This window comes from Arthrobacter nitrophenolicus, from assembly GCF_045833485.1.
Classification (GTDB): Bacteria; Actinomycetota; Actinomycetes; order Actinomycetales; family Micrococcaceae; genus Arthrobacter; species Arthrobacter nitrophenolicus.
The window spans coordinates 1,781,822-1,808,528 of record NZ_CP174504.1; the positions used below are offsets into that span (position 1 = coordinate 1,781,822).

A 26,707-nucleotide genomic window follows, 5' to 3' on the forward strand; every position below is an offset into this window, starting at 1 on the left:
CTTAGGGCACGAATGTGAAGGAAGAAAACTTTGTATGACGCGATTGTGGTTGGTGGGGGTTTTGGAGGGCTGAAAGCAGCACGTGACCTTACCAATGCTGGTAAGAAAGTAGTTCTGCTTGAAGGCGGGGGGCGCCTCGGTGGACGAGCGTATTCCCGGGAGTCCCGGAATGTGCCGAATCTACAGGTCGAGATCGGTGGAGCGTACCTTCACCGGAAGCACCATCCGCGGTTAGCGGCTGAACTGGACCGGTATGGAATTCCCACTACAGCTGCTAGCGAGTTCACCTCGTTCAAGCATCGCCTTGGACCGACCGCACTGGACCAGGCATTTCCTATTCCTGGCTTAGAAGCAGTTGCAGTGGAAGCAGCCATCTACACATTGCTGCGGGATGCACACAGGATCGATCTGGAAAAGGGGCTGGAGAACCAAGACCTTGAGGACTTGGACATCCCACTAATCGAGTACGTTGACAAACTGGATTTGCCCCCTGTTTCCAGACAATTCTTGCTCGCCTGGGCGTGGAACATGCTTGGCCTGCCGGCTGACGAAGCATCCGCGCTTTGGGCGCTGCAACTTATTGCAGCACATCACTACAGCATCCTCGGCGTGGTTCTCTCGCTGGATGAAGTCTTTGCTAATGGTTCCGCTGACCTCGTCGACGCGATGGGCCAGGATATTCCTGAAATCAGAATGCATACAGTCGTTACGGGCATAGACCAGTCTGGCGACGTAGTGCACGTAACCGCCAAAAATGGGGATGCATTTCAAGCTCATTCCGTGATTGTTGCTACGCCAATGAACACTTGGCGGAGGATCCTGTTTACCCCCTCCCTTCCTGAAAGGCGGCTGTCAGTGATCGAGGAAGGGCATGGCGGCCGGGGACTGAAGATTCTCATTCACGTGCGCGGAGCCGAAGCAGGAATTGAATGCGTTGGAGACGGAGTTTTTCCCACGCTTTACGACTATTGTGAGGTTTCGGAAAGCGAACGACTGTTGGTCGCTTTTACGGACTCAGGATCCTTCGACGCTACCGACCTAAGCGCTGTCAAGGACGCGGTGCGTTACTACCTGCCAGAGGTTGAAGTTCTGGGTATCGACTACCACGACTGGATTGCAGACCCACTTTTCGAAGGACCCTGGGTTTCTCCCCGAGTGGGGCAGTTTACTCGTGTGCATAAGGAACTTGGAGAGCCTGCTGACCGGATTTATTTTGTAGGCTCCGATGTTTCGTTGGCGTTCCCGGGCTATATCGAAGGGGCCCTGGAAACCGCGGAGGGCGCCGTAAACGCAATCCTGCACGCGTAGAGCGCGGGTTCGATAAGACCTCTCCTTGGTGTTCCAGGTTCACTTCCGGCCCAAGGGCAGTCACACGGCTGGAGCACGTGGTGCGTCTAAGAACTGTAGATGGCGGCTGCAGCGTCTGGGTTGTGGCCAGCGCCTGCGACAACAACAAACTGCTAGCAGTTGAACTGATTCCATGAACGCCACCGGCCCCAGGAATGGCTGGGGCCGGTGGCGTTCAGATGGCTTAGCAGTGACGAGCTTGACGGTTCGTGATTTGCTGCCTAGCGATCGGCCGGCGTGTCCGCGCCATCGAGTGCTGGCGTGGTACCGCCTTACTTGCTGCTCCGCGGCGGGACTCTCGCCTGAGCGGCCAGGTACGCGTTGTTCTTTCATACCTTGCCGCTTTTCAGGGTGCGCGCTGCACAAGAAGGCATCCGCTGTGAGGGTGCGCCTCTATCTCTGGTCTTGACTTCAAGGGTCCCCGGCACCCAGTGGATTTCCCCCCCTGCATGCTTTCCCTATCCATATGAGCAGCTTTGTGCTCACACATATAAGTTCTTGGAGATGAATGTCTATGTCTGTTGGTGCTCTCGCCGGCCTCATTGCTGCGGTGATGTTTGCACTCCTTGTCCTGCTGCTGGCAGTGCCCATTATGAAACTGGGCCAGGTACTCGACGAGGTACGAATTGCGATCAGGTCATTGAGTGAGGGCACCACACCGCTGATGGCTGAGGTAACAGCTACTGTTTCCACTACACATCAACAACTCAAGAAGGTGGACGACATAGCATCGAACGTTTCGGACGCCAGCGCCAATCTCTCCGCGCTGTCCTCCTTGGTCGCCGCCTCGATCGGGTCACCATTGATTAGGGTGTTGGCTTTCAGCCATGGTGTCAGGACGGCCTTGGCAAATCACTCCAAGCCCGTTACCGGCCGCCGAAGCCGCTGAGTTTTGGAGAACCAATAATGAAACGACTCGTTTGGATGGGTATCGGGGTGGCTATTGGAGTCATTGCCCTTCGGACGGTTACTGACTCACGGTCCAGCCTGGGGCCTGGAGGCCTAAATCAGGCAGTTGGCCGAATTACTGACGGAGTTTACGATTTTGCTGATGCGGTCCGCGCAGGAATGCGCGAGCGGGACTCCGAGCTTCGCGTCGCGCTCAGTGGCAAAGTAGCGTGATCCAAACCCCTGGGTGTGTAGATCGGAGCTGGATACCGGGCTAAACCTCTCTCGCTGGCGCCGGGACGCGAAACCGTCCCGGCGCAACTGTCCGCTCCAGAGCTGGTCAGGTGTCCAGCATATAAAATGGACCGTTTCGTGGCCGGGCCGAACGCAGGTGCCACCATGTTTACGGGCAGTGACCGGCATGATATCTCTGCTGGCTGGCTGGCCTCTTTCCGGAGTTGGTCTTTCCTTGGGATGCGCCCGCGTCCGGTGACGCTGATGGCGCCGGAGCCGGGGGGTGGTAGCGGCAACAGCATTTCGCTCGTGCCGGAATTGACCAGACCGCCTGCCGGGCGCATCGTCGGATGACTAGCCGGAGGTCAGCCTCCGGTACCCACTGCACTACCTGGCGTTACCGTGCTCCGGGCGGTGGAATTTAGGTGGCACAGGAACGAGGTCTTGAGGAACTGGGTTGCCCGTTGGACCAATCGCGCGATTTCCGGGAACAAGGGTCGGCGCCCACTGCTCCCGCCGGAATCGAATGAGTATCTGCAACAAAGCAGATCGTAGGCTTCACAGCATTCGCACGGGTGTCGTGAGGCGCACGCTCAGATATACGAAGACGACCTGGGAGATGTTGCTCGCCAGCGACGGCGTTTTTGGGAGATCCCAAACCGCCGCTATCGGTTTCTCGACGGTCGCTGGCTTGAACTGCTGGTGATGGCTTACGGCTGACATCGTCCTGTGTTCAGAGTAGTCATACTCTGGGATAACTGCGGGGAATGCAGATGTTGCATTCCCCGCAGTTATCCCAGGATGGTGAATCCCGAGCCAGGAGGAGTCGTGTCTGGCCCGGAAACATAGGGACCGCATGATGCTGTTTAGTCTTGCACTCGCGATGGCGACGCTGGATTTCCGGCTACGGTCCATTTTCGTTTTGTTCTGTGTCTTTGACCTTCAGCCGTGAGGCCAAGATTCCCATATCGAGACATGCTCAGGATCCCGATAGGCGGAGGCTGCGCTGAGAAGTATCTTCTGTACAGAAGCTGCCTGCCAGAATTGCTCATCCGGTCCGTTCATCCTGGTCGTGTCATCATCGGGATTCAGCACGTGTTGTTGCTTTCTTCGCCTTCTAAGATTCTGCGTTTTTATTATGCAGAGTGCCTATGGGAATTTCTGTTTCGGAAATATCCATAACCGCCACGGGGAAAGCTGTTAGGGGATGATGGGGACGCCGAAACGTTGAGCCCCGCGAAGGGGTCGAGATTAGAGTCAGTCGTCGTGAGCCCTACAATTGAAGGCTTCTACTGTAGCTTCCACAATTTGCTGGTATCCCGTACAACGACAAATATTTCCCGAGATAGCTTCGCGAGCACTCGTCGCATCGAGGGTAACCTCGTCGTCATCATAGAGAGGCTTAAGCGTCATCAAGAATCCTGAGGTGCAAAATCCACACTGCAAGGCATGGCATTTTGAGAAGGAACTTTGCAGCGGGTGAAGCTGTCCGTCCTGCTGTAGGCTTTCGACGGTTTCAATCCTGGAATTGTTCGCCTGTACGGCCAGCACGGTGCAGGATCGCACGGGCTGGCCATCCATCAGCACAGTACAGGAACCGCATACGCCGTGCTCGCAGCCTACTCGAGTACCCCTGAGGTGCAGGTCATCCCGTAGGAAGTCCGCAAGGAGCCGACGAGGCTCGACGTCCGTTTCGTGGTTGACTCCATTTACTTCAACCGTTAGGTGAAAGGCGTTCATCAGTGATCCCTGCTTTCCTGTGTCGGTCTCGCGCGGTTCAGTGCTTGGGCGAGGGTTCTTTCGACGAGCGTCCGAATAACTTGTGCACGGTACGAAGCACTCCCGTGCACTGTGGGCACGGGGTCAAGACCCTGTACCGCGGCGCGCGCAGCGGCGACAATATCTTGACTGGAGAGAGTGCTATCAATCAGGATGCTCTCCGCCTCGTGACAGCGAATGGCGGTTGACCCTCCGCCCAGGACAGTAATCCTCGCCCGCGAACATTTGCCTTGCTCGTCCAAGGTGACGATGGATGCAGCCCCTCCTATGGCGTAATCACCATGTCTTCGGGAAAATTCATCAAATGCAGCACCGGTTCCAGGAGGCAGCAGAGGTACGTTCACCTCCACAATGAGCTCGCCGGGAAGGATGCTTGAGACAAAATGCGAGACCAATAGTTCCTTTATAGGAATACTCCGCTCGCCTTGTAGAGACTTTGCGGTGACGGAGGCGTCAAGGGCTAGCAGGACTACGGGCAGCTCTGCGGCTGCATCGGCATGTGCAAGGGAGCCGCCGATCGTTCCTCGAGTACGAATTTGAGGGTGCGCGATCCATGCCGCCGCTTCCGACAGGATTGGAAGGTTATGCGAAATGGTTTTGGAGCTTGTTAGCTTCGCATGACGGGTCAAGGCGCCGATCGCAATAGTTTGATCGGATTTCTTGATGTTTGCCAAACCAGGTATGCGGTTTATATCGACCAAAAGGGACGGACGGGCCATCCGGAAATTTAGGAGCGGGACTAAGCTCTGACCGCCGGCGATGACCTTCGCGTCATCGCCGCCGTCCGCCAGCAGGCGGAGCGCATGCTCAACCGAATCGGCAACAACGTAATCGAAAGAAGGTGGCTTCACGGGCAGTACCGCCGGCCGCGCTCATTGTTCATGTCACTACTTTGCCCCCTTGGTATGAATTTGCGCTCTGCGTCATGGGACAAATCAGTGCCGCGACCTACCTAGAACAGACAATCCCGCGACGCGCTAGCACTGGACGCTGACCTTCACTACAGAATGTCGGTCCCAGCAATTGACTTCAACAAGCCATAAAGCCGTAGTGCGACGAGGAGCTCCACATTGCGTTCTGCAACGCTTATGCCAAGCCGTTCTTCAATGGATCTGAGCCGGTAGGCGACGGTGCGCTCATGGACCTGGAGCGCCGTTGCAGCCGCTACGGCGTTGCAACCGGCCGAGAAATAAGCCCGAAGGGTGTCGCAAAGTATGTCTCTGCGGGGATCGCTGAGCAAAGGGCCCAACTGCTGCGAGACCAGGTCACGCACCGCCTGCATATTTGTGGCGAAGACAGCTTCGAGAGCCACATCGGAATATCGGGTTATCCGTGCGCCCGTCAGGCGGCCCACTTTATAGGCCCTCCATGCGCGCTGGTGACTGCGCCGGAACCCGGAAAAGCCCTTATCAAGGGACCCTAGAGCTAAATGTGCACCATCAGGCAAGTCACTTTCACTGACTTGCGTGACGGCATCCTGGCCCTCCGGTACCGCCAACCAGCCCAAAAACGCTCCGCCAGTGCTTTCCAGTATCAAAGGCGCATCGCTGTTGATAAGCGTAGCGGCGCGGTCGATCGTACCCTTTGGATCATGTCCCCAGGCCACCACGGATAAATGTTGTCCTTCAAAGGCGTACTTCGCGTTAGGTCGGGCAATGCGCCGTCCTGCAATGAAATCCCGCAACTCATTTCTAAGCCGGTGATCCTCCGACTTATAAAAGAACCGATGCTGTTCCGAACGATACGCGTCGATGACATTGGCGACTACAACGTCGTGCCACCGATGCTGCAGCTGAGAGACCCACTTCTGAATTTCCAACTGCTGTGATGCATCCGGAACAAGAGTGGTTGTAAAGTCCAAGAGCACATCCCACGTCGCAGACTGCAGCACTCGATAGGTGTGAATGAGTTCGAGTAGATCGACGCCGGCTTGGGCTGTCTCACGCGCCTCGAGGGTGGCCTCGGCAAGAAAATCCTCGTCGGGTTCCTCTGACCCGGACAATGCCCTGCTGATAGATAGCAAGGCAGCGGCGAGCCGCTCAGACCTCCGCTGCGCCAGTGCCGGGTCTAAGCCCACACCAGCCTGAACATCATCTTGGAGTCGACGGACCATAGAGTCGGACAGCTGATCTATATTTGCTGTAATGGCAGCCGATATTGCCGATAGAAGTTGCGTCTGGATCATGTTCCTACTTCATGCGCGCTACCTGCGTCTCGGCGCAGGCCAGCTCCGTTGATAGTCTCAGTGTATGACCATTGAGGAAGGACTGGATGAACTCTCCGCTGCCGTGAAGGCAAGGATTCCTGAAATCTACGACTGTATTAGGGCAAGACTGCAGTATGCGTACGAAGACTATTCGACCGCGACACGGAACTCGTCTCTTACAGAGGCAGAATCGGAAACCATTACGGCTTCCTTGCGCGATGTCCTCGAATACATCGGTCAAGGGCGGGTAGGAGCCACCAGGGCTTCCAATGAGACTCTCCGCGAAGTGAGGTTGGCGGCACGGGCGGGCGTCGACCTCCATCACCTACTCAGGGGATCTAGGGCGGCCCAAGCCACGTTGTGGGAGTTTATCCTTGAAGAGGCGCACCGAATCATCATCGATCCTCTCCAAAGGTCAAAGGTTCTAAGGCATGCCAGTGCAAGCCATTTCGCTTGGAACGATAGAGTTTCCGCTTCCATCATCGAAACGTACCAAATGGAGAGCACTGCCTTTTCCAGGCAAAGCCAGAATCGCAGGAAGCTATCGACGTTGAGGGCCCTCCTTGCCGGGCTCCCAATAGATTCGACAGTATTTTCCTACAACCTTTCAGGCCGGCACCTGGCTGCGGTGGTATCGGGCGAAGGCGTTGAGGCTGTTGCTCGTACGTTCGGCGCCGCCTCTCGGATTCGCCCCCTTGTTATCACGGCCGAGGATGAGACCGGCTATATCTGGGCCGAGTGGTCGAATCGACTGCCCTCACCGCAAGTTGTCCTCGCAGATGCCTTGCCGAAGGATACAAGGATTGCGTTTGGGACTCTAAGCGAAGGTGTCGATGGATTCGTAGTTTCCCATAGACGGGCGTTGGAAGCCGAGTCGGTCGCCCAAAAACTGGGCACCCAGGTTACTTGGTATGAAGATGTCATGCTTGAGGCGTTGGCTACGCGCGATCTCGCCGCAGTAACGTCATTCATCTCCGACGAATTGGGGGGTCTCGGATTGCACCAAGACCCCCCGAGCAGGCTGGTCGAAACCCTCGAAGCTTATTTTGCTTCGGGCCAGAATGCGGCGTTGGCTGCACAGCGCCTGGGAGTGCACAGCCGAACTATCGCCTATCGGCTGAAACTGATCGAAGCCAAAATAGGTTCAAGAGGAGTGCTGCGAGATGAATTGCCCGTCGCCATCAGACTCTGGCGGATGGTCGAGGCCATGAAGCTTGAGCTCGGAGGGCTAGAGGAGTCTCCCGCTCTCCCGCAGCCAGCACCGTAAGTGGCCCCGTTGCGGTGTCGCTGATGGCAGCTCTTATTCAACCAAGAACCAGATCTCCTTGAAGGGCTCGTGAAACTCCCAAGTCGACACATGCCCCTTCGGCAGGAATACCAGGTCGCCGGCAGTCACGGACACCGGCTCTTGGGACGCCAGAGTGAGCGTTGCGGAGCCTTCGACAACGTAAATAATCTCGTTGTCCATAAGTTCATAGGTTGTTGTGCTCGGCTGCGAGGTGAAGATACCCGTGCCGAATTGAGGAGAGGAAGTGCGTTCGAAGAGCGTGAACCCATGACCATTGGGGTTTCCCTCTTGGACGGTGACGCCATCCGGCTGCCAGGATTCAAGCGGCGCCGTGCCGGTACTGATCTTTCTGATTTTATCCATTGATAGGCCACCCCTTCATTGTCGGGGTGAGCGTCTTTCCGGCTACCAGAACATCATAGAGCCAGTCTGCCATTTCAAGCCTCGGTCGGATTCCAAGGTTGTGGCAGCAGTGATCGCCGTCCTTTTCAACTACTAGGTGCAGGTGTTGTTTCGGCACCAAGTCAAGAACGGTATCCACGAAGGACAATGGAACCTCGTCGTGAACCCCGTGCAGGATGTACGTCGGGCATGTGATCTGCGGAAGGACGTCCCGGGTCTCCAAAGCCGCGTGGACGTGCTGCCTTGCTTCCTCGAGAGTGCCAACCTTGGAGACGTACCTCCAGCTTTCCTTTGTCAGAGGAGTTTCGAGGTCCCAGTAGTCCAGGTCCGAGAATCCGCCCCAAGAGATGCATGCGGCCAAACGCGGTTCACATGCGGCAGATTTGAGAGCATAGTTACCGCCCAAGCTGCGCCCCAGCACTGCGATAGCATCGTTCCGGATTGTTTCAAGTCCGGTGAGAAGATCCACTACCGCGGACGTGTATTTTTCGTAATCACCCGCAAGCCGCTTGTGTTCGAACATTTCGCCCTGGCCGGGCCCGTCAAATGTGGCTGTAGCCATTCCCCGATCGAGCACAAGGTTTTCCATCTGGAAACTTTCCTCTTTGGTACTCTCAAGACCCCCGAGCATGATGACGGCGGGGTGTGGTCCCGGGCCCTCAGGAATGCGGACGTAGACAGGCATCGGTATGCCGTCAACGACCAGATCGTGACGCTCTGCAGGGGGGGACAGAAGTGGAGCTGCTTTCTGATATAGCTCAACTTTTCGAGCTTGGCCCTTCTGTCGGCGCTCGTCGAACCAGAGGAACTGAGCGTACTGGGCGCAAAGTGCGGCTGACATCAGGAGCTCCCCGGCGGAGAGGTCATGGCCCAGGGCCACTTTTCGTTCCGCGTCCTGCTCATACTCATTTGCGAGATTCATCCAGTAGTCAAACCAGGTGATCTCCTTGGGCCTATCGCGGGCACCCACCATGTCTGAGTAGGAAACGCCGTCAAGGATAAGACGTCCCCAGTTCAGCATTTCATCTTCAGGTTTCACTTGCGAAGTTACAGTCATCCTGCCATCTCCCTAAATTCAGCTTCCGTGACCCCGCACAAGGGGGCTGCGAAATGATCATGCTATGGAAGCTGCGCGAGGGCGCCTACTAACTGCGGATACTTGGGTCGCGTTTTTGTCAATGCCTGAACATCCGGGCTGGACGGCCCGATGACATACTGAGCGCATGATGGCAAAGGCTAAAACGCTCATCCCTGACAACGGTAGAGCCGGCGCGGACGAGGGCAACAGGCAGGCATGGATAGGCCAGGAGGTGCTGCGGCGCGAGGATCGCCGGCTACTCACTGGATCAGCAACATTTGCTGGCGATCTGGGAGTGCCCGGGCAATTGCATATGCGCATTGTCCGTTCAACACAGGCCCATGCCCGGATCGTGTCCATTGATGTTACTGAAGCTGAAAAGACTCCAGGCGTACGAATGGTTATCACGTCTGAGCACACACGGCACTTGGGTTCCGTTCTCTTGGAAGAGCTGGGATACCACGAGATATATGACAACATTGAGGACTTTAGTCACCCGGTCCTGGCAGTAGACAAGGTGCTGTACGTGGGGCAACCGGTGGTTGCCGTCCTTGCAGTTGATCCTTATCGTGCCGAAGACGCGGCCGAACTTGTCTCCATCGAGTATGAGCCGCTCCCGGTCCTCTTGGACCCGGAAGAAGCGTTGACCGGTAAGGTCGAGCTTTTTCCGGGGCGTGGTAACGAAGGTGCACGCATCAAAAAGGCCTACGGCGATATTGATCGGGCCTTCGCCGAAGCGGAGCACGTCATCCGCCACAAGTACGTCACCAACCGCCATTCCGGTGTACCTATGGAACCACGGGCCGTACTGGTACAGCCCGACCCGGCAAGGGACACATTGTTCATCTGGGGCACCGTGCATGTGCATGACAACCGGAGGATCATCGCCAAGATGCTAGATCTTCCCGAGGTCAACGTACGGATGAAACACGTGGAAGTCGGCGGAAATTTCGGCGTGAAGGGCGGAGTCTTCCCAGAGACCGTGGTTGCAGCTTGGGCGGCCCGTGCGCTGGGAGTACCGATCAAATGGATTGAGGACCGCGTCGAGCACATGACTGCCACGTCCCATGCCCGGGAAATGGTGCATAACCTCGAACTCGCGCTCGATGCTGAGGGCAGGATCCTCGGCATGAAGGACGAAATTTTCCACAATCATGGTGCCTTTTTCAGGCAAGCGGAGCCGCTGGTCAGCGACATTACTGCCGGTATCGTGTTCGGCCCGTACCGGGTTCCTGCTTACGATGCTACGTTGCACGCCGTGTTTACCAACAAAACACCTGTCGGCGCGTATCGTGCGCCCGGACGCTACGAATCCACCTTCGCTCGCGAGCGGATTTTCGATCTGGCTTGTGAAGAAATCGGCCTCAGTAAGACGGAATTCCGGCGACGGAACCTTTTAACGGCGGAGGACCTCCCTTGGGCGCCGGGTCTTGATATCGTCCACGAGCCGTACCACTTCGACTCGGGTGATGTAGTCAAACATTTTGACGAAGCGCTGCAGGCAGCAAACTTTCCAGAGTGGCTTGAGGAATCCAGACAGTTGCGGGCAGAGGGCCGAAAAGTGGGCGTAGGCCTGGGCGTGCTGATGGACAAAGCAGGGCTGGGGCTTTTCGAAACAGGCGGTGTCGACGTCAGCCGTGCCGGCCGCGTTACGGTCAAGACCGGAGCTTCTTCGGTAGGGCAGGGAATCGAGACGGTTCTGGCCCAGATTGTCGCCGAAGAGCTACAGATCGCTCCCGAAAACATCGACATCGTTCACAGCGATACGGAGCTTATTCCGGATGGCGTTGGTTCCTGGTCCAGCCGTTCAACCGTTCTCGCCGGAGGTGCTGCCCGCAAGGCAGCGCTTGCAGTGGTGGATAAAGCCAGACGTCTGGCCGCCGAGATGTTGGAAGTCGATCCCGACGACCTCGAACTGACTGCAGGCAGTTTCAAGGTCAAGGGCACCGATCAACAAATTACGCTGTACGAGATCGCAGCGGCGAGGGACCCTTTCACAGCGAGGGCGGACAATGACGAACCCGGCCTGGCTGCGGACGCCGTCTACGTGAACAACGCCATGAACTACCCATACGGCGTAACCCTGGTGCAAATCGAGCTAGATCCTGACACAGGCGGTCATAAGATTCTTCGCTTTTCCACGTCCACGGAAGCCGGGCGGGTAATCAACCCCCTGACCACAAGGGGCCAGATCATAGGTGCCGCTGTTCAAGGAATTGGGGGTGCGCTTTACGAGGAGTTCCTTTACGAAGAGGACGGACAGCCTATTACGACTTCGTTCATGGACTACTTGTTGCCGGGCGCTCAGGAGATGCCGAACGTCGACTGCTTTGTAACTGAAGATGCCAAGTCACCCGACAACCCCTTCGGCGCCAAGGGCCTTGGGGAAATTGGCATCATTGCCGCTGGAGCGGCGATCGCTTCCGCCATAGATGATGCCATTGCCGATGGCATACACATCGACCGATTGCCAGTCACGCCCGAGCAGATCTTCACCCGCTGTCAAGGTTTGAACAAAGCAGAACGGTAACTTGTGCAATCCGCCAGTGGGACAACTTCGCTGCTCTTACGAAACTGAACAGACAACCCGGCGGGTAATCCAAGACACATATGAGAGGTCCACTGATGACTAAGATTCGACACGTATTTGCATGGCGCGTAGCTGAAGGCAGCAGCCAGGAGGAGATTGTTGAAATTCTCAACACCCTTCCGCCGCGCCTGGGTTTCATTCAAGGCTGGGAGATTGGGACTCACTCCGGTGACCCTGGCGACAACGGCGCGCCGTGGGATGGAGTTTTGATTTCTGACTTTGCAAGCTGGGCTGATCTGGACAAGTACTCCACGGATCCCTTCCACCTCGAAGTAGTCGCGACACTTATGCCGATGTTCGCGGATAGGGCTGTGGTGGATTATGAAGTTGAGGCAGCCCAATGAGCCAGACTGCAGATGTAAAGGTAGGGAAGAGCCCGTGGGGACCCAATGACGAGCGAGGGGCACTAAACCTCCTTGATGAGTCCGTTCGCGCAGACGTTCTTCAACGGGCAGATCCTTCGCGGGTCTATGACCTTAGCGTTGACTACTTCGTGGGCATGCCCAGCTTTCAGGGCGCCGGAGACCCTAGCTACCAAATTTTCATGAGCCACACCCCCCAGGGCACAGTGGTGGATAACCTTAACGGCGTTGGAGAGCATGTCAACAGGCACGTGTGTTACTCGGGTGACGTTGTCTTCATGTACACCCACACCGGAACGCACATCGACTCGTTGAACCACTTCGGTGTCGACGGACAGATCTATAACGGCTACAGGCCTGAGGAGAATCTGGGCAGCCGGACCTGGACCAAGGGTGGAGCGGAGACAATTCCGCCAATCATCACCCGCGGCGTGTTGCTGGATATTGCTGGCCTGAAGAACGTTGACTGCCTTCCTGATTCCTACGCCATCACTGTTGCAGACCTTGAAGAGGCACTGGATAAAGCCGGCCTCGCATTGCAGGCAGGGGATGTGCCCTTTGTTCGTACCGGACGTATGCGTTACTGGCCGGACGGAACCAAGACTCTTGGAAACCCTCCGGGCCTAAGCTTGGACGCTGCCCGGTGGCTCACAACCCAAAACATTGCTGCAATTGGTGCTGACCAGGAGTGCGTAGAGGTAGGCCCGTCCGAGCACGAGGACAACTGGCTTCCAGGGCACACGCACTTCCTTGCTGAAGCAGGTGTACCCATGGTGGAACTGTTGAACCTGGAGGAACTGGCCAAGGATGGAGTGCAGGAATTTTGTCTGATCGCTGCTCCGATCCGTCTTAGGGGAGCGAGCGGCGCGCCAATGCGGCCGCTCGCCATGGCACTAAGGAAGAATGCATGAGCCCGACAACCGACCGCATTGCAGTAGTTGGAGGTTCGATAGCTGGCTTGGCCGCAGCGCTGATGCTTCGAGATGCTGGCGTTGAGGTCGATGTCTATGAGCGATCCCCCCAGCCCCTCTCGGGCTTCGGCACAGGCATCGTCGTTCAACCGGAGCTTGTTCGTTACTTGATGGAGCAAGGTGTTGAGCTGGACTCCATTAGCGTTCCGTCATCCTCCATGGAATATGTCGACGGACTGACAGGAGAAAGTTTCGGATCCGTTCCTGCAGACTGGCGTTTTACTAGCTACGACTCAATTTACGGGGCGCTCTACGAGCTGTTCGGACCCGAGCGATACCACACCAGTAAGTGCCTCGTCGGCCTCAACCAGGATTCCGAAGCGGTGCAGCTGCGCTTTTCCGACGGCACGCAGGCTGAAGCGAACTGGTTGATCGGCGCGGACGGCGGAGCCTCTGTAGTTCGTAAACGACTGTTGGGCGTTGAGCCTAAATACGCGGGCTACGTCACTTGGCGTGGCGTGCTTCAGCCGGGCGAAGTTTCCGATGATGTGTGGAACTACTTTAACGACAAGTTCACGTACGGTCTTCTGGAAGACGGTCATCTCATCGCTTACCCGATACCTGGACGGGAAAACGCAGAGTCTCCGCGTCTGAACTTTCAGTGGTACTGGAACGTCCCTGAAGGAGCTGACATCGACGAACTTATGACAGACGTTCGCGGCATAAGGCTCCCGACATCAGTGCACCATAACTCGCTGAATCCCCACAATCTCCGTCAGTTCCACAGCAGGGGTGAGCGACTTTTCAAGCCTTTCAGGGAACTTGTGCTCAACGCGTCTTCCCCTTTTGTGACTGTTGTGGCAGATGCCACCGTGGATCACATGGTTCACGGCCGCGTCCTGTTGATCGGAGACGCGGCTGTGACTCCCCGGCCCCACGCAGCTGCGGGTGGAGCAAAAGCCTGTGACGACGCACGCACCCTTGCTGAAGTCTTTACAAGGAACCACGATCTGCGGGGGTCATTGCAAAATTGGGAAACCAAACAACTGCAGCAGGGAAACGCCTATCTCCAGAAAGTTAAAGAGATGGCGTCCCGCCTGCAGCACGGGGGAAGCTTTGAGCCCGGAAACCCCGCATTTGCATTCGGGCTCCCTAAAGTGGATGAACCATCCGTCGTCGAGAACGTTTAAGGAAAAACCATCATGGAGATGACCAACACTTTCACCGTGCCCGTCCCACCGGAGGAGGCGTGGCCGGTACTGCTGGACTTGCAGCGAATCGCCCCCATGCTTCCCGGAGCCTCCATCACCAGCGTTGATGGTGATGAGTACGAGGGTAAGGCAAAAATCAAGGTGGGGCCCATCACGGCCGAGTATGTAGGCGTCGCCCGCTTTATTGAGGTCGATGAAAAGGGTCGGCGCGCAGTAATCCAGGCCCGTGCGAAGGATGCCCGCGGGCAAGGGAATATGTCGGCGACCATTACCGCCCGGCTTGAGCCGGAAGCCAATGGCGCAACCGTTATCGTTCAGACCGAGCTGGACATGACCGGAAAAATCGCCCAGTTCGGGCGAGGTGTGATCAATGAAGCGGCGACCGCCATCCTCGGAGTCTTCGCTCAAAGGTTGGCCGTGGAGATGACTTCAGGGGGCGAGTCCACCAGCGGAGCATCCACTGAGCTCTCAAAGACTGAAGGAGGCCAAGGAAAAGAACTAAGGCAGCCTTCGCAGGCAGAACCCGAAGCACTGGACCTCATCAAGCTGGCGAAGGACACGCGGGCTGCCAAAAAGGGCCCCCAGATGGAGATCCCCGCAGCCGGACAATGGCTGCCCGCAATTGTTTCTGTCGTAGCTGCACTGATTGCGGTCTTCGCTGCCGGTGTTGCAGCCGGAAGCAACCGAAAGTCTTGAACCTGATGGATGTGCGCGAAGTAGCACCAAATAGGGGGCAGCTTGATGTAGCGGCTGTTCAGGTGAGATTCGACTCGGCAGAACTGCTCGAGGACAGGATTTCGCGTACCCAGGGCTTGATTTCTGGCATTGGCGAAGCGGACCTCATCGTTCTGCCTGAACTGTGGCTTCATGGCGGGTTTTCCTACGACACCTGGCGACAGAACGCTGTCTCGCTGCAAAGTGAGGTGTTTACCTTCCTGTCCGAAGTGGCCACGGAAAAGAAAGCCTGGTTGCATGCCGGCTCTTTCATGGTGACGGAGCACAGCAACGCGGCTTCTGGCATGTGGAATACGTCCGTTCTTTTTGACCCGGCCGGATCCCTCCGGGCAACGTATAAGAAGATCCACCGCTTTGGGTTTTCCGATGGAGAACCAAAGCTGATAGCAGCGGGCGATGAGCCCGCGATTCTCGAGGTGCAGACAGAACGAGGCACCGCCATCACTGGACTCAGCACTTGCTACGATCTTCGCTTCCCCGAACTGTATCGGCATATGTCAGCTGAGGGTACGGCACTGAATGTGATACCAGCGTGCTGGCCCCTGTCGCGCATTCAGCACTGGCAGACTCTGGGTCGCGCTCGAGCAATCGAAAACCAATCCTTCGTCATTCAGTGCAATATGACGGGGGCTGACCAGAGCATAGAGTTGGGTGGACACAGTCAGATTGTGGATGGCAACGGAAACATCCTGACCCAGGCGGAGAGAGAGGAAACCGTTCTCCACGCCAGTCTGGATCTCGATTCGCTGAATGAAATGCGAAGTTCCTTCCCAGTCCTGAACGACCAGCGGGCAGATATCTGGGTTGTTAAAGGCAAGACGATGATCGCGAGCAACTTGCAGGAATAGCAAAGGGTTCAGTCCGAGCTGATGTTCTCGGCTTCGGGATGTCCTGCCTTTTGATACAGGGGGGACATCCCGGAACCGGCTGATCTTACGCTCGTGCACGGCATAGCGGCCGTCTACCAGCGGTATCCGTTACGACATACGTAGTCACTGCGGAGAGCCAGAATGCACAACCTCTCAAACGATTAGCAAGGCGAACAATGAGCAACGACAAAGTGATCAAGCCAGAAAGCCCCGGAGAGATGGCCGCGCGGCTCAAGGCTGTCAACTACTTGGCTGACGAGGGCTTGTCCACCACCGTCTTCTTATCTGTTGCTATGAATAAGCCGTTGCTTGTCGAGGGTGCTCCAGGAACGGGCAAAACGTCGCTGGCTGAAGCTTTAGCCAAGATGCTCGCGATCCCGTTGATCCGGCTGCAGTGTTACGAGGGCATCGAATCGACCCAGGCGCTCTATGATTGGGACTTTTCACGTCAGATTCTGCACCTGCGGTCACTAGAGGCAGCAAATTCGACAACGAATGCGGAGCAACTGGAGCAGTCCCTATACACGGAGCGGTTCCTACTTCCCCGCCCGATTCTTCGTGCCTTGCAAGGCGGGCCGGCCGTTCTGCTCATCGATGAGGTTGACCGGGCGGACGATGAGTTTGAGGCCTTCCTCTTGGAGGTGCTTGCGTCAAACCAAATATCAATTCCTGAGTTGGGTACCATCACCGCGAGTGTTCCACCCATCGTGATCCTAACGTCGAACCGGACGCGTGAGTTACACGAGGCTTTGAAACGGCGGTGCTACTTCCATTGGATAGACCACCCAGAACCGGCCCGTGAGTTGGAAATCATCAAGACGCGGCTTCCCGGCGTCGATGAGAAGCTAGCGCAGCAGGTGGTTGACGTAGTCCAGTCCCTGCGCAATGAAGGGCGCTTGCGACGTTCTCCCGGGGTAGCGGAGGCGCTTGACTGGGCCCAGGCCTTGGACCGCCTTGGCGGAAGTGACATTAACTCCGACAGTGCTGGCTTGACGATTGGTGCCCTCTGCAAAGACCAAGACGACCGGGAGCTTATCTTGAGCACCTTGAGAACCATCTTCCCTACCTGACCGGGAATTGTGATTGTGATGTCTTCACAAATAGGTTTGACGATCTTCTATGGCTTCGTAGGTGCTCTCAGAGATGAGGGGATGGCCATAGGGGCCGAACAGGCCCGGCTTTACCTCGAGGCTCTGAGCGTTCTCAATCTCCAACGCCGCAGCGAGGTCTTCTGGGCCGGACGCGCGACGTTGTGTAGGAGCAGGGATGACTTCGAGACTTACGACCAGACGTTTCGCTTGTGGTTTTCATCCGAGCCTCCAGTACCTGTGCCCTTTTCGGAGAGACAGGAGGCCAGCCTGCCAGACGCAGCAGACGGCGACAGCCCCCAGTCAGAACTCGAGCAGCAAATTGCACTGGCTAGCAAGGACGAAGCCCTGCAGCATCGGGATGTAGCCCTGATGTCTGCTGAGGAAAAGAGGTATCTTGCGGAGGCCTTTGCTGCTCTGCCTATTAGACCACCGCTGAGAAGGGCGCGTTACAAGCGGACCCATCGCCACAAGCGCATCGATCCGGCACACACTGTTCGAGACCACCTAAAACGAGGCGGCGAACCAGGCCAGCTGCAGTATCGCCACCGAACGAAAAAGTCACGCCGAGTCGTCCTGATCGTGGATGTTTCGGGATCGATGGAAGCCTACGCTGACAGTTTTCTTCGCTTCGGTCACCGGCTTTTAGATGGCGCGGACACGACAGAAGTATTTTCTATCGGCACACGACTTACCAGAGTGACGTCGGCCTTACAGCATCCGGATCCAGAGGTCGCATTGTTGGACGCAGGTTTCGTCGTGCCGGATTGGTCCGGAGGCACGCGACTGGGGGAAGCCCTACAGGCCTTCATCACCTTGTGGGGACAACACGCAATGCTAAGAGGGTCTGTGGTGGTGATCGCCAGCGACGGGTGGGAACGCGGGGATCCAGGGGAGCTGGCCCACCAGGTTGCCCGCCTCCATAGCTTGGCGCACTGTGTCATCTGGTCCAATCCCCACCGTGGCAAGCCCGGATATGAACCCCTACAGAGCGGCATCAAGGCCGTTCTTCCGCACGTCGATGCCTTGGTCGCAGGCCACACCATGGCCGCCTTTAGGGACCTAGCAGATCGGATAGCACATGCGTGAAGTTATTGAAGCAGTAGCACAGTGGACGATGCGCGGAGAAACCTTCGCACTCGCTACAGTGGTCAGCACGTCAAAATCGGCCCCCCGGCCAGCGGGCGCAGCAATGGCTGTTAGCACCGCGGGGGAGGCCGTCGGTTCAGTTTCCGGCGGCTGCGTTGAGGGGGCTGTTTACCAAATTGCCCAGGACGTAATCGAAGGCGGTACCCCGGTATTGCAACGGTTTGGGTATAGCGACGATGACGCCGTAGCAGTGGGTTTAACCTGTGGCGGAATAATCGACGTCTTCGTTGAACGAGTTACCGACGAAAGTTATCCCGATATAAGGACTGTCATTCAGGACGTTCAGGTAGGTAACCCGGTTGCTACCGCGACCGTGGTGGAACATGACCAGGCAGAAATGCTGGGAAAGCGGCTCGTAGTTTGGCCAACCCACGCTTCCGGAACCCTTGGCAGTGCCATGCTGGATCATGCGGTGGCCGACGATGCTAGAGGGGTGCTTGCCTCCGGCGAATCCAAAGTGATCACGTACGGCCCCAGTGGAGAGCGGATGGAAACCGGCACAAAGGTCTTTGTTTCTTCCTACCAGCCGAAGCCCAGAATGATCATCTTCGGGGCCATTGACTTTGCCGCGGCAGTCGCGCGGGCTGGGTCAATGGTCGGGTTCAATGTGACGGTCTGCGATGCTCGTCCAGTGTTTGCCACTACGGCGCGTTTTCCTGGGGCCGATGAGGTAATCGTATCGTGGCCCCACGTTTACCTTCAGGAAGAAGTGGCGAAGGGAAAGGTGGACAACCGCACTGTCATCTGTGTTCTGACCCATGACCCTAAGTTCGACGTCCCAGTCCTAGATATCGCCCTGCGGCTGGAAGGCCCATCAAAGCCCTCCTACATAGGTGCGATGGGCTCTCGGAAGACGCATGATGACCGGCTAAACCGGCTCCTTGAGGCTGGAGTACTCGAGCCACAAATCGCCGAACTTCATAGTCCAATAGGACTTGATCTCGGCGGACGAACGCCAGAGGAAACAGCGGTGTCGATCGTGGCAGAAATAATCGCCAAGCGTTGGCAGGGGACTGGCCGCCCACTCCGCGATTCCGCTGGCGCAGTGCACTCGGACCCGGCCTAGCTATGGGCAACAAGAAAGGGTTCGCAGCCCAATCTTCTGAAGGCAGCTCATCTTGGCAGACCTCGGTAGAAAACAAGACCATCTTGGTTTCGAAATCCCCAGAAACCCAAGCACCGGGTGACTTCGACGAAACCCAGCTATTTGATTTGCGGATGTTGGGGCAGGGCGACCGGATCCATGTGTCGGAAGATGACACCTTACGCTACTCCGGCGTGGTGGACACCAGCGCTCCTTCCCTTGGCATTATCTGGATCCGTCAGGATGGGTTGGGCGAGAGGAAGCTGATTATTTGCACTGACTATCGGCTGCGTCAGGCTCGCACCAGTCACTGGGATTTGAAGGTTTTTGAACGCGAAGAATAGGAACCTCACGTTGGAGAACACGGATTTGGTGCAGGTTACGGGTGTGCTGCTGGCCGCCGGCGCCGGCACACGTCTTGGACGTGGCCCCAAGGCACTCTTGCCATACCGTGGACGACCCCTCGTGGAAATCATCGCCGACAATCTACTTGCCGGCGGCTGTCACGAAGTAGTTGTCGTACTTGGGGCAGAGGCACAAGCGGTCAGCGCCGGGGCCAACCTTAAACCCTATCGGACGCTGGTAAACCACAAATGGCCATCTGGTATGGGAAGTTCCTACCTTATTGGTGATGCTGCTGCCAATGCAGACGACCATATCCTCGTGGCTCTCGTAGATCAGCCAGGGCTTACCGTCCGCACTGTTAGCCGGCTCCTCGTCTCGCACCGGCCGGGACGCATCACTTCGGCTGCTTACGCAGCCCCAGACAACCTCGGGATGCTTCGTCGAGGTCACCCAATGCTCATCGATGTGAGACTTCGGCCAGCAGTAGCCAGCACTGTAGTGGGTGATGCTGGAGCCAGGAGCTTTCTGCGCCAGAAACCCTGGCTTGTAGATCTTATTGATTGCAGTGATGAATCTACTGGCGAGGACGTCGACACTGTCGAGCAGATGCGTCGCCTTCTATAGGACGCTGCGCGTCAACGTACAGCTGCCGATCTCTCGCGCGGCTCGGAACACGTGCGGGTCATTTCCCTGAATACAAAGGACATCATTCCACTATGGCATTTCTATTCTGGATGGATCGACTTCTTGTGGGGTTACTTGGCCGCCACGAGACAGAATGCGTCGAGTGTAACCACCCCTCAAGCGACGATCAATGGGGTTGGCTGGGAACCATGACCAACCTACCGCCTCCAGGTCTTGGGCTCTGCCAGGCATCGGACAGGAACGGCCGCAGATGTCCATGCGCGAACAGAAGCCACGCCAGTTACCTATGAATTCCCCTTGGGCGGCACTGTTTCGAACACACCGGGACGCAGTGCCACAAGGCTTGACGAGTCACGCCACGTCAGATCTGTTCCAGCCAATTTGTCTCCTGCTCTTGCTGTATCGAAACAAAGAAAAGTAAAGGAGGGCGCGTTAGTAGGTGTGGCACTGAGGTTAGCTCTGGCACAGGCCAGGACCCGAATGTCCTCCGCGGCGCGAAGCAAAGTGGGCTGGTTTTCCGTCGGCCCGGCCCGGGAAGTAGAACTCATCGGCGGACTGCCAGCAGCGGCAAGGCGGACCCTTGCAGCGTTATAGCTAAAAGAACATGTGCCGAAAGCGTGGGGGAGGGATTCATCGCCGACGCCAAGAGCGTCCGCAGCGTCGGCGACATCCACCGCGGTCAATGCTGATTTTTCTGCGGTGGCGTCTGCACCTTGGACAGACCGAGGACCAGCGGAAGACAAGACGGCCCAACCGCATTCCCTCATTTCGCAGCTTCGCCCGCGCAAGTGCCAAACGGAGTTTGCCCACGGATAATGGGGACGGGAAAAGCACTTGCGGTATCGCGCGGGTTCTTTGGAAGGTATCGCCCGGAACAGCTGGGCGGTTAACTTCCTTTCGTTGCCAGCTCAATCAGTTTCCGGAATGTTGCAGAATCTGCAGGGGTGCTCTTCGCAGCCAGACCCGGCAGGTTCAAGGGCCAGATACGGGTGCTGGCCTGAGGTGGGGATACTGTCACCGGGATTTACGGTAAGTTCCTCCGGAATGGCGGCTGTCATCGTGGAAACCTTTCTGTTCCTCAAGACCACGTGCTCGTGGACGAGGGGTGTATGGGGACACAGGAGCTTGTGCTAGGCACGCGAAACCTGGGTAAGACACCGATTAGCGCATCGAGACTCGGGCCAGTAAGGTTAGACCCCATTCTTCCTGCTCACGGGCGCCATACATCCATGACAAGCACTGTCCATCGACACTAAACGTTCCGGCGGCGGCAGTCATGATACGGAAAGCCAAAAACACGAGTCCCGTTTGTGTGATTCCTTGGATCGCTTCTCCGTACAAAACGACAGTCAGATAGCCGTCTGAAGAAAGGAGCCGCCGGATGACGGCGGTCCTAGTCGGATATGGTCGAGTAAGAGGGCCAGGCTTGGAACGCGAGCCAGAAGGCAGATAGGTCCGCTGAAGACGCGACATCTCGCCCTGTAATCTCTTTGATTCGGGTGAGTCTATAGGACAGAGTTTGCCGGTGGATGCCAAGAGCGGCTGCCGTTTCATTCCAGCGGCGGTCATTGGCAAGGAACGCAAAGAGTGTTTCACGCAGAGCAGTCGATTTAGGATCTGTACCCGCGAGCCCACCTAGTACCTGTTGGACTACGGCCGATGCTTCCTTCCGAGAACGAGTAAGCAGCGACACGGGGACTCCGGCGAAGTCAATCCACTGATCGTTCATCCCACCGGATGAGAAGACCTTCACGGCCTCCTCGGCTGCCGCTTTAGCATCCCGCAGATCAAGGTATGTTGACGATGCTCCGGCCCGGACGTCGAGGCGGCTGAGCAGCTGCCGGACGTCATTCCGGCTCTGCTCGGGCATCAGGATAAAGAACGAGCTGCCTCCGGAGCCCGCCAGGACTGCCAGTGACTTGATTGACGCCGCCCGGGCTACCTTCTCGCCCTCGCCCAATGCCACTGCAACGACTTGATACCCAGACGAAGTACCGCCCGTACCCAGAAGATTTTCTATCCCGTCGGGGCTACGCCCTTCCAAGATGGACGCCAGCATATGCGCTGAGCGTTCGGAACGGCGGCGAAGTGACCGCAATAGTTGGCTCAACGCGACATCAATCACCTGCAGGACATGGATTAGCAGGAAACTGCTCACCTCTTCGCCTGGGAATTCCGAAATCATGAGCCGGGCATCACTGTCCCCCGGGAGGGCATAAGTACGTTCCCGCGCGGAAGTGGGCATGGATTCCAGCGGTGCTCCCTCTACAATTGCGAGCCCGGTTTTCACATCAAAGACACTGAGGCCAGCCCTTAGAAGAGCCTGCAAGTCATTTAACATCCGTACCGGGTCAGTGCGGGCGTACGCGGACAGCTGGTAGAGCTTGCTGAGCTTGAGTACCTGCATGGTCTGTGTGGTGGCTGTAGCAGCAGCAACTGTTCGCCCGATCGCAGCGAAGGGAGTTGCATGGTTCGTAAGAAGCACGGGGAAGGAACGTTTGTCTGCTTCTTCGTATAGTTCCGGGGTGAGTGGAGGGAGACTCGGGTGATCCCCCAAGGCAACACCGGCAAGGCCGGCCTCATCGAGTTTGACAATAAAAGTCCGTTGCTCAGCGGCACTGTGAGGAACGCACAAACCCACTGTCATGAGTAGCTCATGCGGACCGAGCCACCGGTCGGGATCGCTCAACTCACAGCTATGCGCCCAGAGAACCTGCCGGTCAAGGCCTGCCGCGCCTGCAAGTACCTTTGTACCCAGGCTTTGAGCGGTAACAAGGTCCCCGACCGTCAGCACTTGTGGCTCCATACAGGCATACTAGTACTGCCGTATGAGACACGCCTCTGGTACGCGGGTACGAATCAATCCAAAACTTCGGCAATCTGTCTGATTTTGGCCGTCGGGGCCAACTCGTAAGGTGAATCACATGTAAGCGACCTTGACCCTGGGGAGCTTATATGGGCTGCGTGCATCGACTTGACCCTCTGCCACCAATCTGGAGCGCCAGTTCCGATTCCTGTGCAAGCACCTTTGCGCTTAGAAACGACACTGCTAGCTCCGGCCTTTGACATCGAACGGCGGCGACTGATCGCTCTTTGCCGGCTGCTCTGTTTTCTCCACGGCGTCATGGTGAGGCGCCGTTCTTCTGAGACCAGTAAGAGCCAGCCCCTCCCGCCGGCATCGATTGTCGCCGGAGGGCTAAACCAGCTTGAAATTGCCGAAAACAATACCGGCGAAGGGGCTCGGAAATCCGTACAGACTGAACCAGTCGCGAACCATCTCCGCGCCGAAGTCGCTATCTGGTAGGTGCAGGGACGCATCTTCCCAATCCGCTTCTTCGATTCGAAAAAGCGGGACTAAGCGTCGCGGCCGTGCGGCCGCGACTCATTTTCGAAAGGCGTACGGCTTTGCAAACTTCTTCTGAAAACGCAGGAGCAACAGCTGATGGTGGTCAAGCCCCACCGACTCAGGATATAGCCCATGCAGATCTGCAGTTAGGGCACCTCACAGGATCGCAGGTGATGGGGCTCTCAGTATCTTCCTTTATTCCCGCTGTCGGTCTTTCAGCAGTCCCAGCCTTCCTTGCGGCTTATTCAGGCCGTTCTTCATGGTTGGCGATGGCCGCGTCGGTCGTTGCCTTCACAGTCGTCGGGCTGTTCATCACTGTGTTCGCGCGACGGTATATCGGAACCGGGTCTCTTTACTCCTATATTCGCCATGTGTTTGGCTCCTGGAGCCCGCTCGTCATCGCGGCGGCAATGATTCCGGGTTACATCGTCGTAGTTATGGTACTTGTCGTATCACTAGGCCTGTATGTAGGAAGTTTCCTCATGTCCGTGGGCCTATCCACCGCAGCTGGACCAGAAATACAGCTGGTGATTTATGTCTTAGCAGCGTTGGTGGCCATGGGGATTGCCTATCGAGGTCTGGACGTGTCAGTCCGGTCCAGCGTCATCCTCACGGTCGTTTCCGTACCGGTGATGTTGACTATCACTATCGCAACGGCGTTCAGCGGAAATGTCGATCTGGCAGGACAGCTTAGCCTTAGCGATTTCACCTTCAACAGTTTCCTCCAGGGTCTCGCCATAGGCTCGGCATTCTTCATCGGCTTCGAAAGCAGCGCAGCCCTCGGCGCAGAAACCCAGAACCCTACCCGCGCTATCCCTCGGGCAATTATGGTAGTTCCCGTCGTCCTGGGTATGGCCTTCCTCGCTGCTACAGTGATCCAGGTACCGACACTTGTCGACTCTGCTGATCAGCTAGCCCTTGGGGTCTCACCGAATTCGGTACTCGCTGAAGCAGCAGGGGTGGGCTTTTTGTCAAACATAAGTGACCTGGTTCTTGCCGTTGCCGTCTTCGCCAGTCTGATCGGATTTTTCAACTACGGGTCGCGAGTGGTGGTCAGCGCAGCTTCAGACGGTCTCCTACCTGCGGCACTAACCAATGTCAGCAAGCGTTACAAGAGCCCGGTGGCAGCCATCGCCTTTCTTGGAATCCCCTCGCTCATTGGCCCCCCAATCATGCTGTGGCTGACATCATCCACACCGTTGGAAATCTACGGGTATATCGCCACCTTGCTGGTCTATTTCTGGGTGATCCCTTACTTCCTCATCTGCATCGGCGGTGCAGTGTTGTTGAATCGCACCAGCCCAAGGAAATCTGTTCTGGTTAACATTGGAGCTGTCGCGGCGTCTGCTACCGTTCTGTGGCTCTACGTCAACGGAATCTTGTACCCGGCGCCGGGGCCCCTGAGCGCGCTACCCTATGTGATGATCGGCACGGTAGCCGTGTTCCTCGTCGGTTTTGTGGCCTCCGTCCGCATCAAAAGCAGGACTGCAGCCTCGGTGTAGGGCTCACTGCAGTCACCTATAACGAGGTCAAGTGCGGCGCTGTATCGTTGCGGCGCGCACCACCTTTTCAAAAAATGAACCCAGGCCAAGAAGCTCCCGTCCGCCGCACTGGACGGGAGCTTCCTCGTTGCCGCGTTGAGCTTCTCTAAATGTGGTTGCCCGGCAAAGTCAGAACCTGACAACCGGGAGCTTGATCCACCCTCGGCTAGAAGTGAACGTCTTCCTCAGGACGTTGATGCTATTCGCTCATCCCGCCGCGGTGCGGGCAGCGCGTCCTGCCCGCACCGTATAAAGCCGGTTCACAAAGATCTGAAGTCCTCCAATATGGCGACCCCGTTGGTGTCTGCGCGTCTCCGGGCTAGGCCACCCGTTGGCGGAGGTGGTCACTTGGCCAAAGAGCAGCCAACAATGCCGCATTAGGCCGGCGGTTCAGGCGGTTATTGCTGTGTTGAAATCGGATTTGCTCGGGCAGCGGCTGCACTACTCGCATAGGCCGTCTTACACGTTCCAGGCAGCTACACCGGCGAGTCACGGATACAGTAAGGCATGCGTCCCGTCACCGCACTGCGGTATGAAAACGCTGATTTTTTCGTACAAATTGAGCATGGCGAGGGCTGCTTTAGGCCCGTATGGTCAACGTAGGATGCAGGTGCAGCTGGCAGGCGTAGGCCTATGGGCACTGCTCGAACCCTTCTCCTCGCAAGGGCACCCCAACGTACGAATCTCCCCTAGGAGTCCCATGGAAAACGCCCAATTCCGCCAAGTGATTCTTTCACTCAGTTGCAGAGACAGAATCGGAATTGTTCACGCTGTCTCCGGTTTCTTGGTATCCCATGGCTGCAATATTCTTGCCAGTCAGCAGTTCGACGATGCCGCCGAACAGAGGTTCTTCATGCGCGTGCACGTCTCTTGCCCAGCAGCCGTATCCGTTGGCGATCTGAAAAAGGCGTTTCAAGCAATGGCCTCCACGTTCGGAATGGAGTGGACGTTGGTCGACGCCGCCGACCGGCCCAAGGTTGCACTGCTGGTTTCTAAAGCCGAGCATTGCCTCAACGACCTGCTCTTCCGGTGGCGCTCAGGGCAACTTAGGGTTGACTTTCCCTTCATCGCCTCGAACCATACGACCCTTCAACCAGTTGCAGACGCCCATGGCATTCCCTTCTTTCACATTCCGGTGACACCTGAAACTAAGAGGGAAGCAGAGGAGAAGCTACTCGCTCTCCTTGCAGAACATCAGGTGGATTTGACCGTTCTAGCCCGGTATATGCAGGTGCTCAGCGACGATCTTTGCCGCGAACTTGTAGGCAAGGCCATCAACATCCATCACTCCTTCCTTCCAGGATTTAAGGGCGCCAAACCTTACCACCAGGCATTTGAACGGGGAGTGAAACTCGTTGGAGCGACGGCGCACTACGTCACCGCCGAACTGGACGAGGGACCAATCATTGAGCAGGAAGTTCTCCGCGTTGGACATGACTACAGTCCAGCTCAACTTGCAGTGACAGGCCAGGACGCAGAGCGGCTTGCACTGTCTCGCGCTGTTCAATGGCACGCAGAGCAGCGGATCCTGTTAAACGGCCACCGCACCGTCGTTTTCAACTAGCACAACAACCACTTGCCCAGGGTCTGGCAGCGACCTGAGCAGAAA

General features: G+C 56.9%; 23 protein-coding genes. 17 read left to right on the plus strand and 6 right to left on the minus strand.

Features of this window, described 5'->3' with window-relative positions; translation table 11 throughout:
• Nucleotides 1–30 precede the first annotated feature (30 nt).
• The 3 genes from ACJJV6_RS08360 to ACJJV6_RS08370 all read left to right on the plus strand — a co-directional run bounded on the left by ACJJV6_RS08360 (nucleotide 31) and on the right by ACJJV6_RS08370 (nucleotide 2,469).
• Nucleotides 31–1,308 carry a (S)-6-hydroxynicotine oxidase gene (locus tag ACJJV6_RS08360; RefSeq protein WP_035752428.1) on the plus strand — a complete coding sequence of 426 codons (1,278 nt, stop codon included), beginning with the start codon at nucleotides 31–33 and terminating at the stop codon, nucleotides 1,306–1,308.
• Between the two features lie 553 nt (nucleotides 1,309–1,861).
• Nucleotides 1,862–2,236, plus strand: coding sequence for a DUF948 domain-containing protein (locus tag ACJJV6_RS08365; RefSeq protein WP_009357538.1), 375 nt, complete (start codon nucleotides 1,862–1,864; stop codon nucleotides 2,234–2,236).
• 17 nt (nucleotides 2,237–2,253) lie between these two features.
• Nucleotides 2,254–2,469, plus strand: coding sequence for a hypothetical protein (locus ACJJV6_RS08370; RefSeq protein WP_009357537.1), 216 nt, complete (start codon nucleotides 2,254–2,256; stop codon nucleotides 2,467–2,469).
• Between the two features lie 1,257 nt (nucleotides 2,470–3,726).
• Here the strand turns inward: ACJJV6_RS08370 and kdhB are convergent.
• The 3 genes from kdhB to ACJJV6_RS08385 all read right to left on the minus strand — a co-directional run bounded on the left by kdhB (nucleotide 3,727) and on the right by ACJJV6_RS08385 (nucleotide 6,433).
• Entirely contained in the window at nucleotides 3,727–4,209 is a 483-nt protein-coding gene (kdhB, locus tag ACJJV6_RS08375; protein WP_009357536.1) for a 6-hydroxypseudooxynicotine dehydrogenase complex subunit beta, read from the minus strand.
• Nucleotides 4,209–5,099, minus strand: a complete 891-nt coding sequence (gene kdhA / locus ACJJV6_RS08380; protein ID WP_009357535.1) for a 6-hydroxypseudooxynicotine dehydrogenase complex subunit alpha — start codon at nucleotides 5,097–5,099, stop codon at nucleotides 4,209–4,211. The genes kdhB and kdhA overlap by 1 nt, the downstream gene beginning before the upstream one ends.
• Nucleotides 5,100–5,248: 149 nt before the next feature.
• Nucleotides 5,249–6,433: a CdaR family transcriptional regulator gene (locus ACJJV6_RS08385; RefSeq protein WP_009357534.1), complete on the minus strand. Its 1,185-nt coding sequence runs from the start codon at nucleotides 6,431–6,433 to the stop codon at nucleotides 5,249–5,251.
• Between the two features lie 64 nt (nucleotides 6,434–6,497).
• Between ACJJV6_RS08385 and ACJJV6_RS08390 the strand changes: the two genes are divergently transcribed.
• Nucleotides 6,498–7,721, plus strand: coding sequence for a CdaR family transcriptional regulator (locus ACJJV6_RS08390; protein ID WP_009357533.1), 1,224 nt, complete (start codon nucleotides 6,498–6,500; stop codon nucleotides 7,719–7,721).
• A gap of 33 nt (nucleotides 7,722–7,754) precedes the next feature.
• Here the strand turns inward: ACJJV6_RS08390 and ACJJV6_RS08395 are convergent, their stop codons facing one another.
• Entirely contained in the window at nucleotides 7,755–8,105 is a 351-nt protein-coding gene (locus tag ACJJV6_RS08395) for a cupin domain-containing protein (protein WP_009357532.1), read from the minus strand.
• Nucleotides 8,098–9,201: a 2,6-dihydropseudooxynicotine hydrolase gene (locus ACJJV6_RS08400; protein ID WP_035752425.1), complete on the minus strand. Its 1,104-nt coding sequence runs from the start codon at nucleotides 9,199–9,201 to the stop codon at nucleotides 8,098–8,100. Before ACJJV6_RS08400 ends, ACJJV6_RS08395 begins: the two co-directional genes overlap by 8 nt.
• Nucleotides 9,202–9,367: 166 nt before the next feature.
• Between ACJJV6_RS08400 and kdhC the strand changes: the two genes are divergently transcribed.
• From kdhC to nboR, 11 genes are all read left to right on the plus strand, one after another.
• The gene (gene kdhC, locus ACJJV6_RS08405) at nucleotides 9,368–11,752 is read left to right on the plus strand and encodes a 6-hydroxypseudooxynicotine dehydrogenase complex subunit gamma (protein ID WP_354176548.1); all 2,385 of its coding nucleotides are present in this window, start codon (nucleotides 9,368–9,370) and stop codon (nucleotides 11,750–11,752) included.
• 95 nt (nucleotides 11,753–11,847) lie between these two features.
• Complete coding sequence (locus ACJJV6_RS08410; protein WP_407710302.1) at nucleotides 11,848–12,156, plus strand: Dabb family protein; 309 nt, start codon at nucleotides 11,848–11,850, stop codon at nucleotides 12,154–12,156.
• The gene (locus ACJJV6_RS08415; protein ID WP_141002297.1) at nucleotides 12,153–13,085 is read left to right on the plus strand and encodes a cyclase family protein; all 933 of its coding nucleotides are present in this window, start codon (nucleotides 12,153–12,155) and stop codon (nucleotides 13,083–13,085) included. The genes ACJJV6_RS08410 and ACJJV6_RS08415 overlap by 4 nt, the downstream gene beginning before the upstream one ends.
• Entirely contained in the window at nucleotides 13,082–14,275 is a 1,194-nt protein-coding gene (locus tag ACJJV6_RS08420) for an FAD-dependent monooxygenase (RefSeq protein ID WP_354176551.1), read from the plus strand. Before ACJJV6_RS08415 ends, ACJJV6_RS08420 begins: the two co-directional genes overlap by 4 nt.
• 12 nt (nucleotides 14,276–14,287) lie before the next feature.
• Nucleotides 14,288–14,992 (plus strand): SRPBCC family protein, encoded by a 705-nt coding sequence (locus ACJJV6_RS08425; protein ID WP_009357526.1) that lies wholly within the window; start codon nucleotides 14,288–14,290, stop codon nucleotides 14,990–14,992.
• 5 nt (nucleotides 14,993–14,997) lie between these two features.
• Entirely contained in the window at nucleotides 14,998–15,879 is an 882-nt protein-coding gene (locus ACJJV6_RS08430; protein ID WP_235046828.1) for a carbon-nitrogen family hydrolase, read from the plus strand.
• Nucleotides 15,880–16,076: 197 nt separating this feature from the next.
• Nucleotides 16,077–16,970 (plus strand): MoxR family ATPase, encoded by an 894-nt coding sequence (locus ACJJV6_RS08435; RefSeq protein WP_354176553.1) that lies wholly within the window; start codon nucleotides 16,077–16,079, stop codon nucleotides 16,968–16,970.
• 36 nt (nucleotides 16,971–17,006) lie between these two features.
• Nucleotides 17,007–18,077 (plus strand): VWA domain-containing protein, encoded by a 1,071-nt coding sequence (locus ACJJV6_RS08440; protein ID WP_354176555.1) that lies wholly within the window; start codon nucleotides 17,007–17,009, stop codon nucleotides 18,075–18,077.
• Entirely contained in the window at nucleotides 18,070–19,203 is a 1,134-nt protein-coding gene (locus tag ACJJV6_RS08445) for an XdhC family protein (RefSeq protein WP_035752422.1), read from the plus strand. Before ACJJV6_RS08440 ends, ACJJV6_RS08445 begins: the two co-directional genes overlap by 8 nt.
• A 2-nt stretch (nucleotides 19,204–19,205) precedes the next feature.
• A complete protein-coding gene (locus ACJJV6_RS08450) occupies nucleotides 19,206–19,565 on the plus strand; it encodes a hypothetical protein (protein ID WP_035752419.1) in 360 nt (119 codons plus the stop codon).
• A 10-nt stretch (nucleotides 19,566–19,575) separates the two neighbouring features.
• Nucleotides 19,576–20,190 carry a nicotine blue oxidoreductase gene (nboR, locus tag ACJJV6_RS08455; protein WP_009357520.1) on the plus strand — a complete coding sequence of 205 codons (615 nt, stop codon included), beginning with the start codon at nucleotides 19,576–19,578 and terminating at the stop codon, nucleotides 20,188–20,190.
• Between the two features lie 1,414 nt (nucleotides 20,191–21,604).
• Here nboR and pmfR read toward each other — a convergent pair.
• Nucleotides 21,605–23,017, minus strand: coding sequence for a transcciptional activator PmfR (pmfR, locus tag ACJJV6_RS08460; RefSeq protein ID WP_035752413.1), 1,413 nt, complete (start codon nucleotides 23,015–23,017; stop codon nucleotides 21,605–21,607).
• A 599-nt stretch (nucleotides 23,018–23,616) separates the two neighbouring features.
• On the opposite strand from pmfR, the gene ACJJV6_RS08465 reads away from it, so the two are divergent.
• Together ACJJV6_RS08465 and purU are read left to right on the plus strand one after the other, a co-directional pair.
• Nucleotides 23,617–25,059: an APC family permease gene (locus ACJJV6_RS08465; RefSeq protein WP_354176558.1), complete on the plus strand. Its 1,443-nt coding sequence runs from the start codon at nucleotides 23,617–23,619 to the stop codon at nucleotides 25,057–25,059.
• Between the two features lie 739 nt (nucleotides 25,060–25,798).
• Complete coding sequence (gene purU / locus ACJJV6_RS08470) at nucleotides 25,799–26,662, plus strand: formyltetrahydrofolate deformylase (protein WP_009357517.1); 864 nt, start codon at nucleotides 25,799–25,801, stop codon at nucleotides 26,660–26,662.
• Nucleotides 26,663–26,707 lie beyond the last annotated feature (45 nt).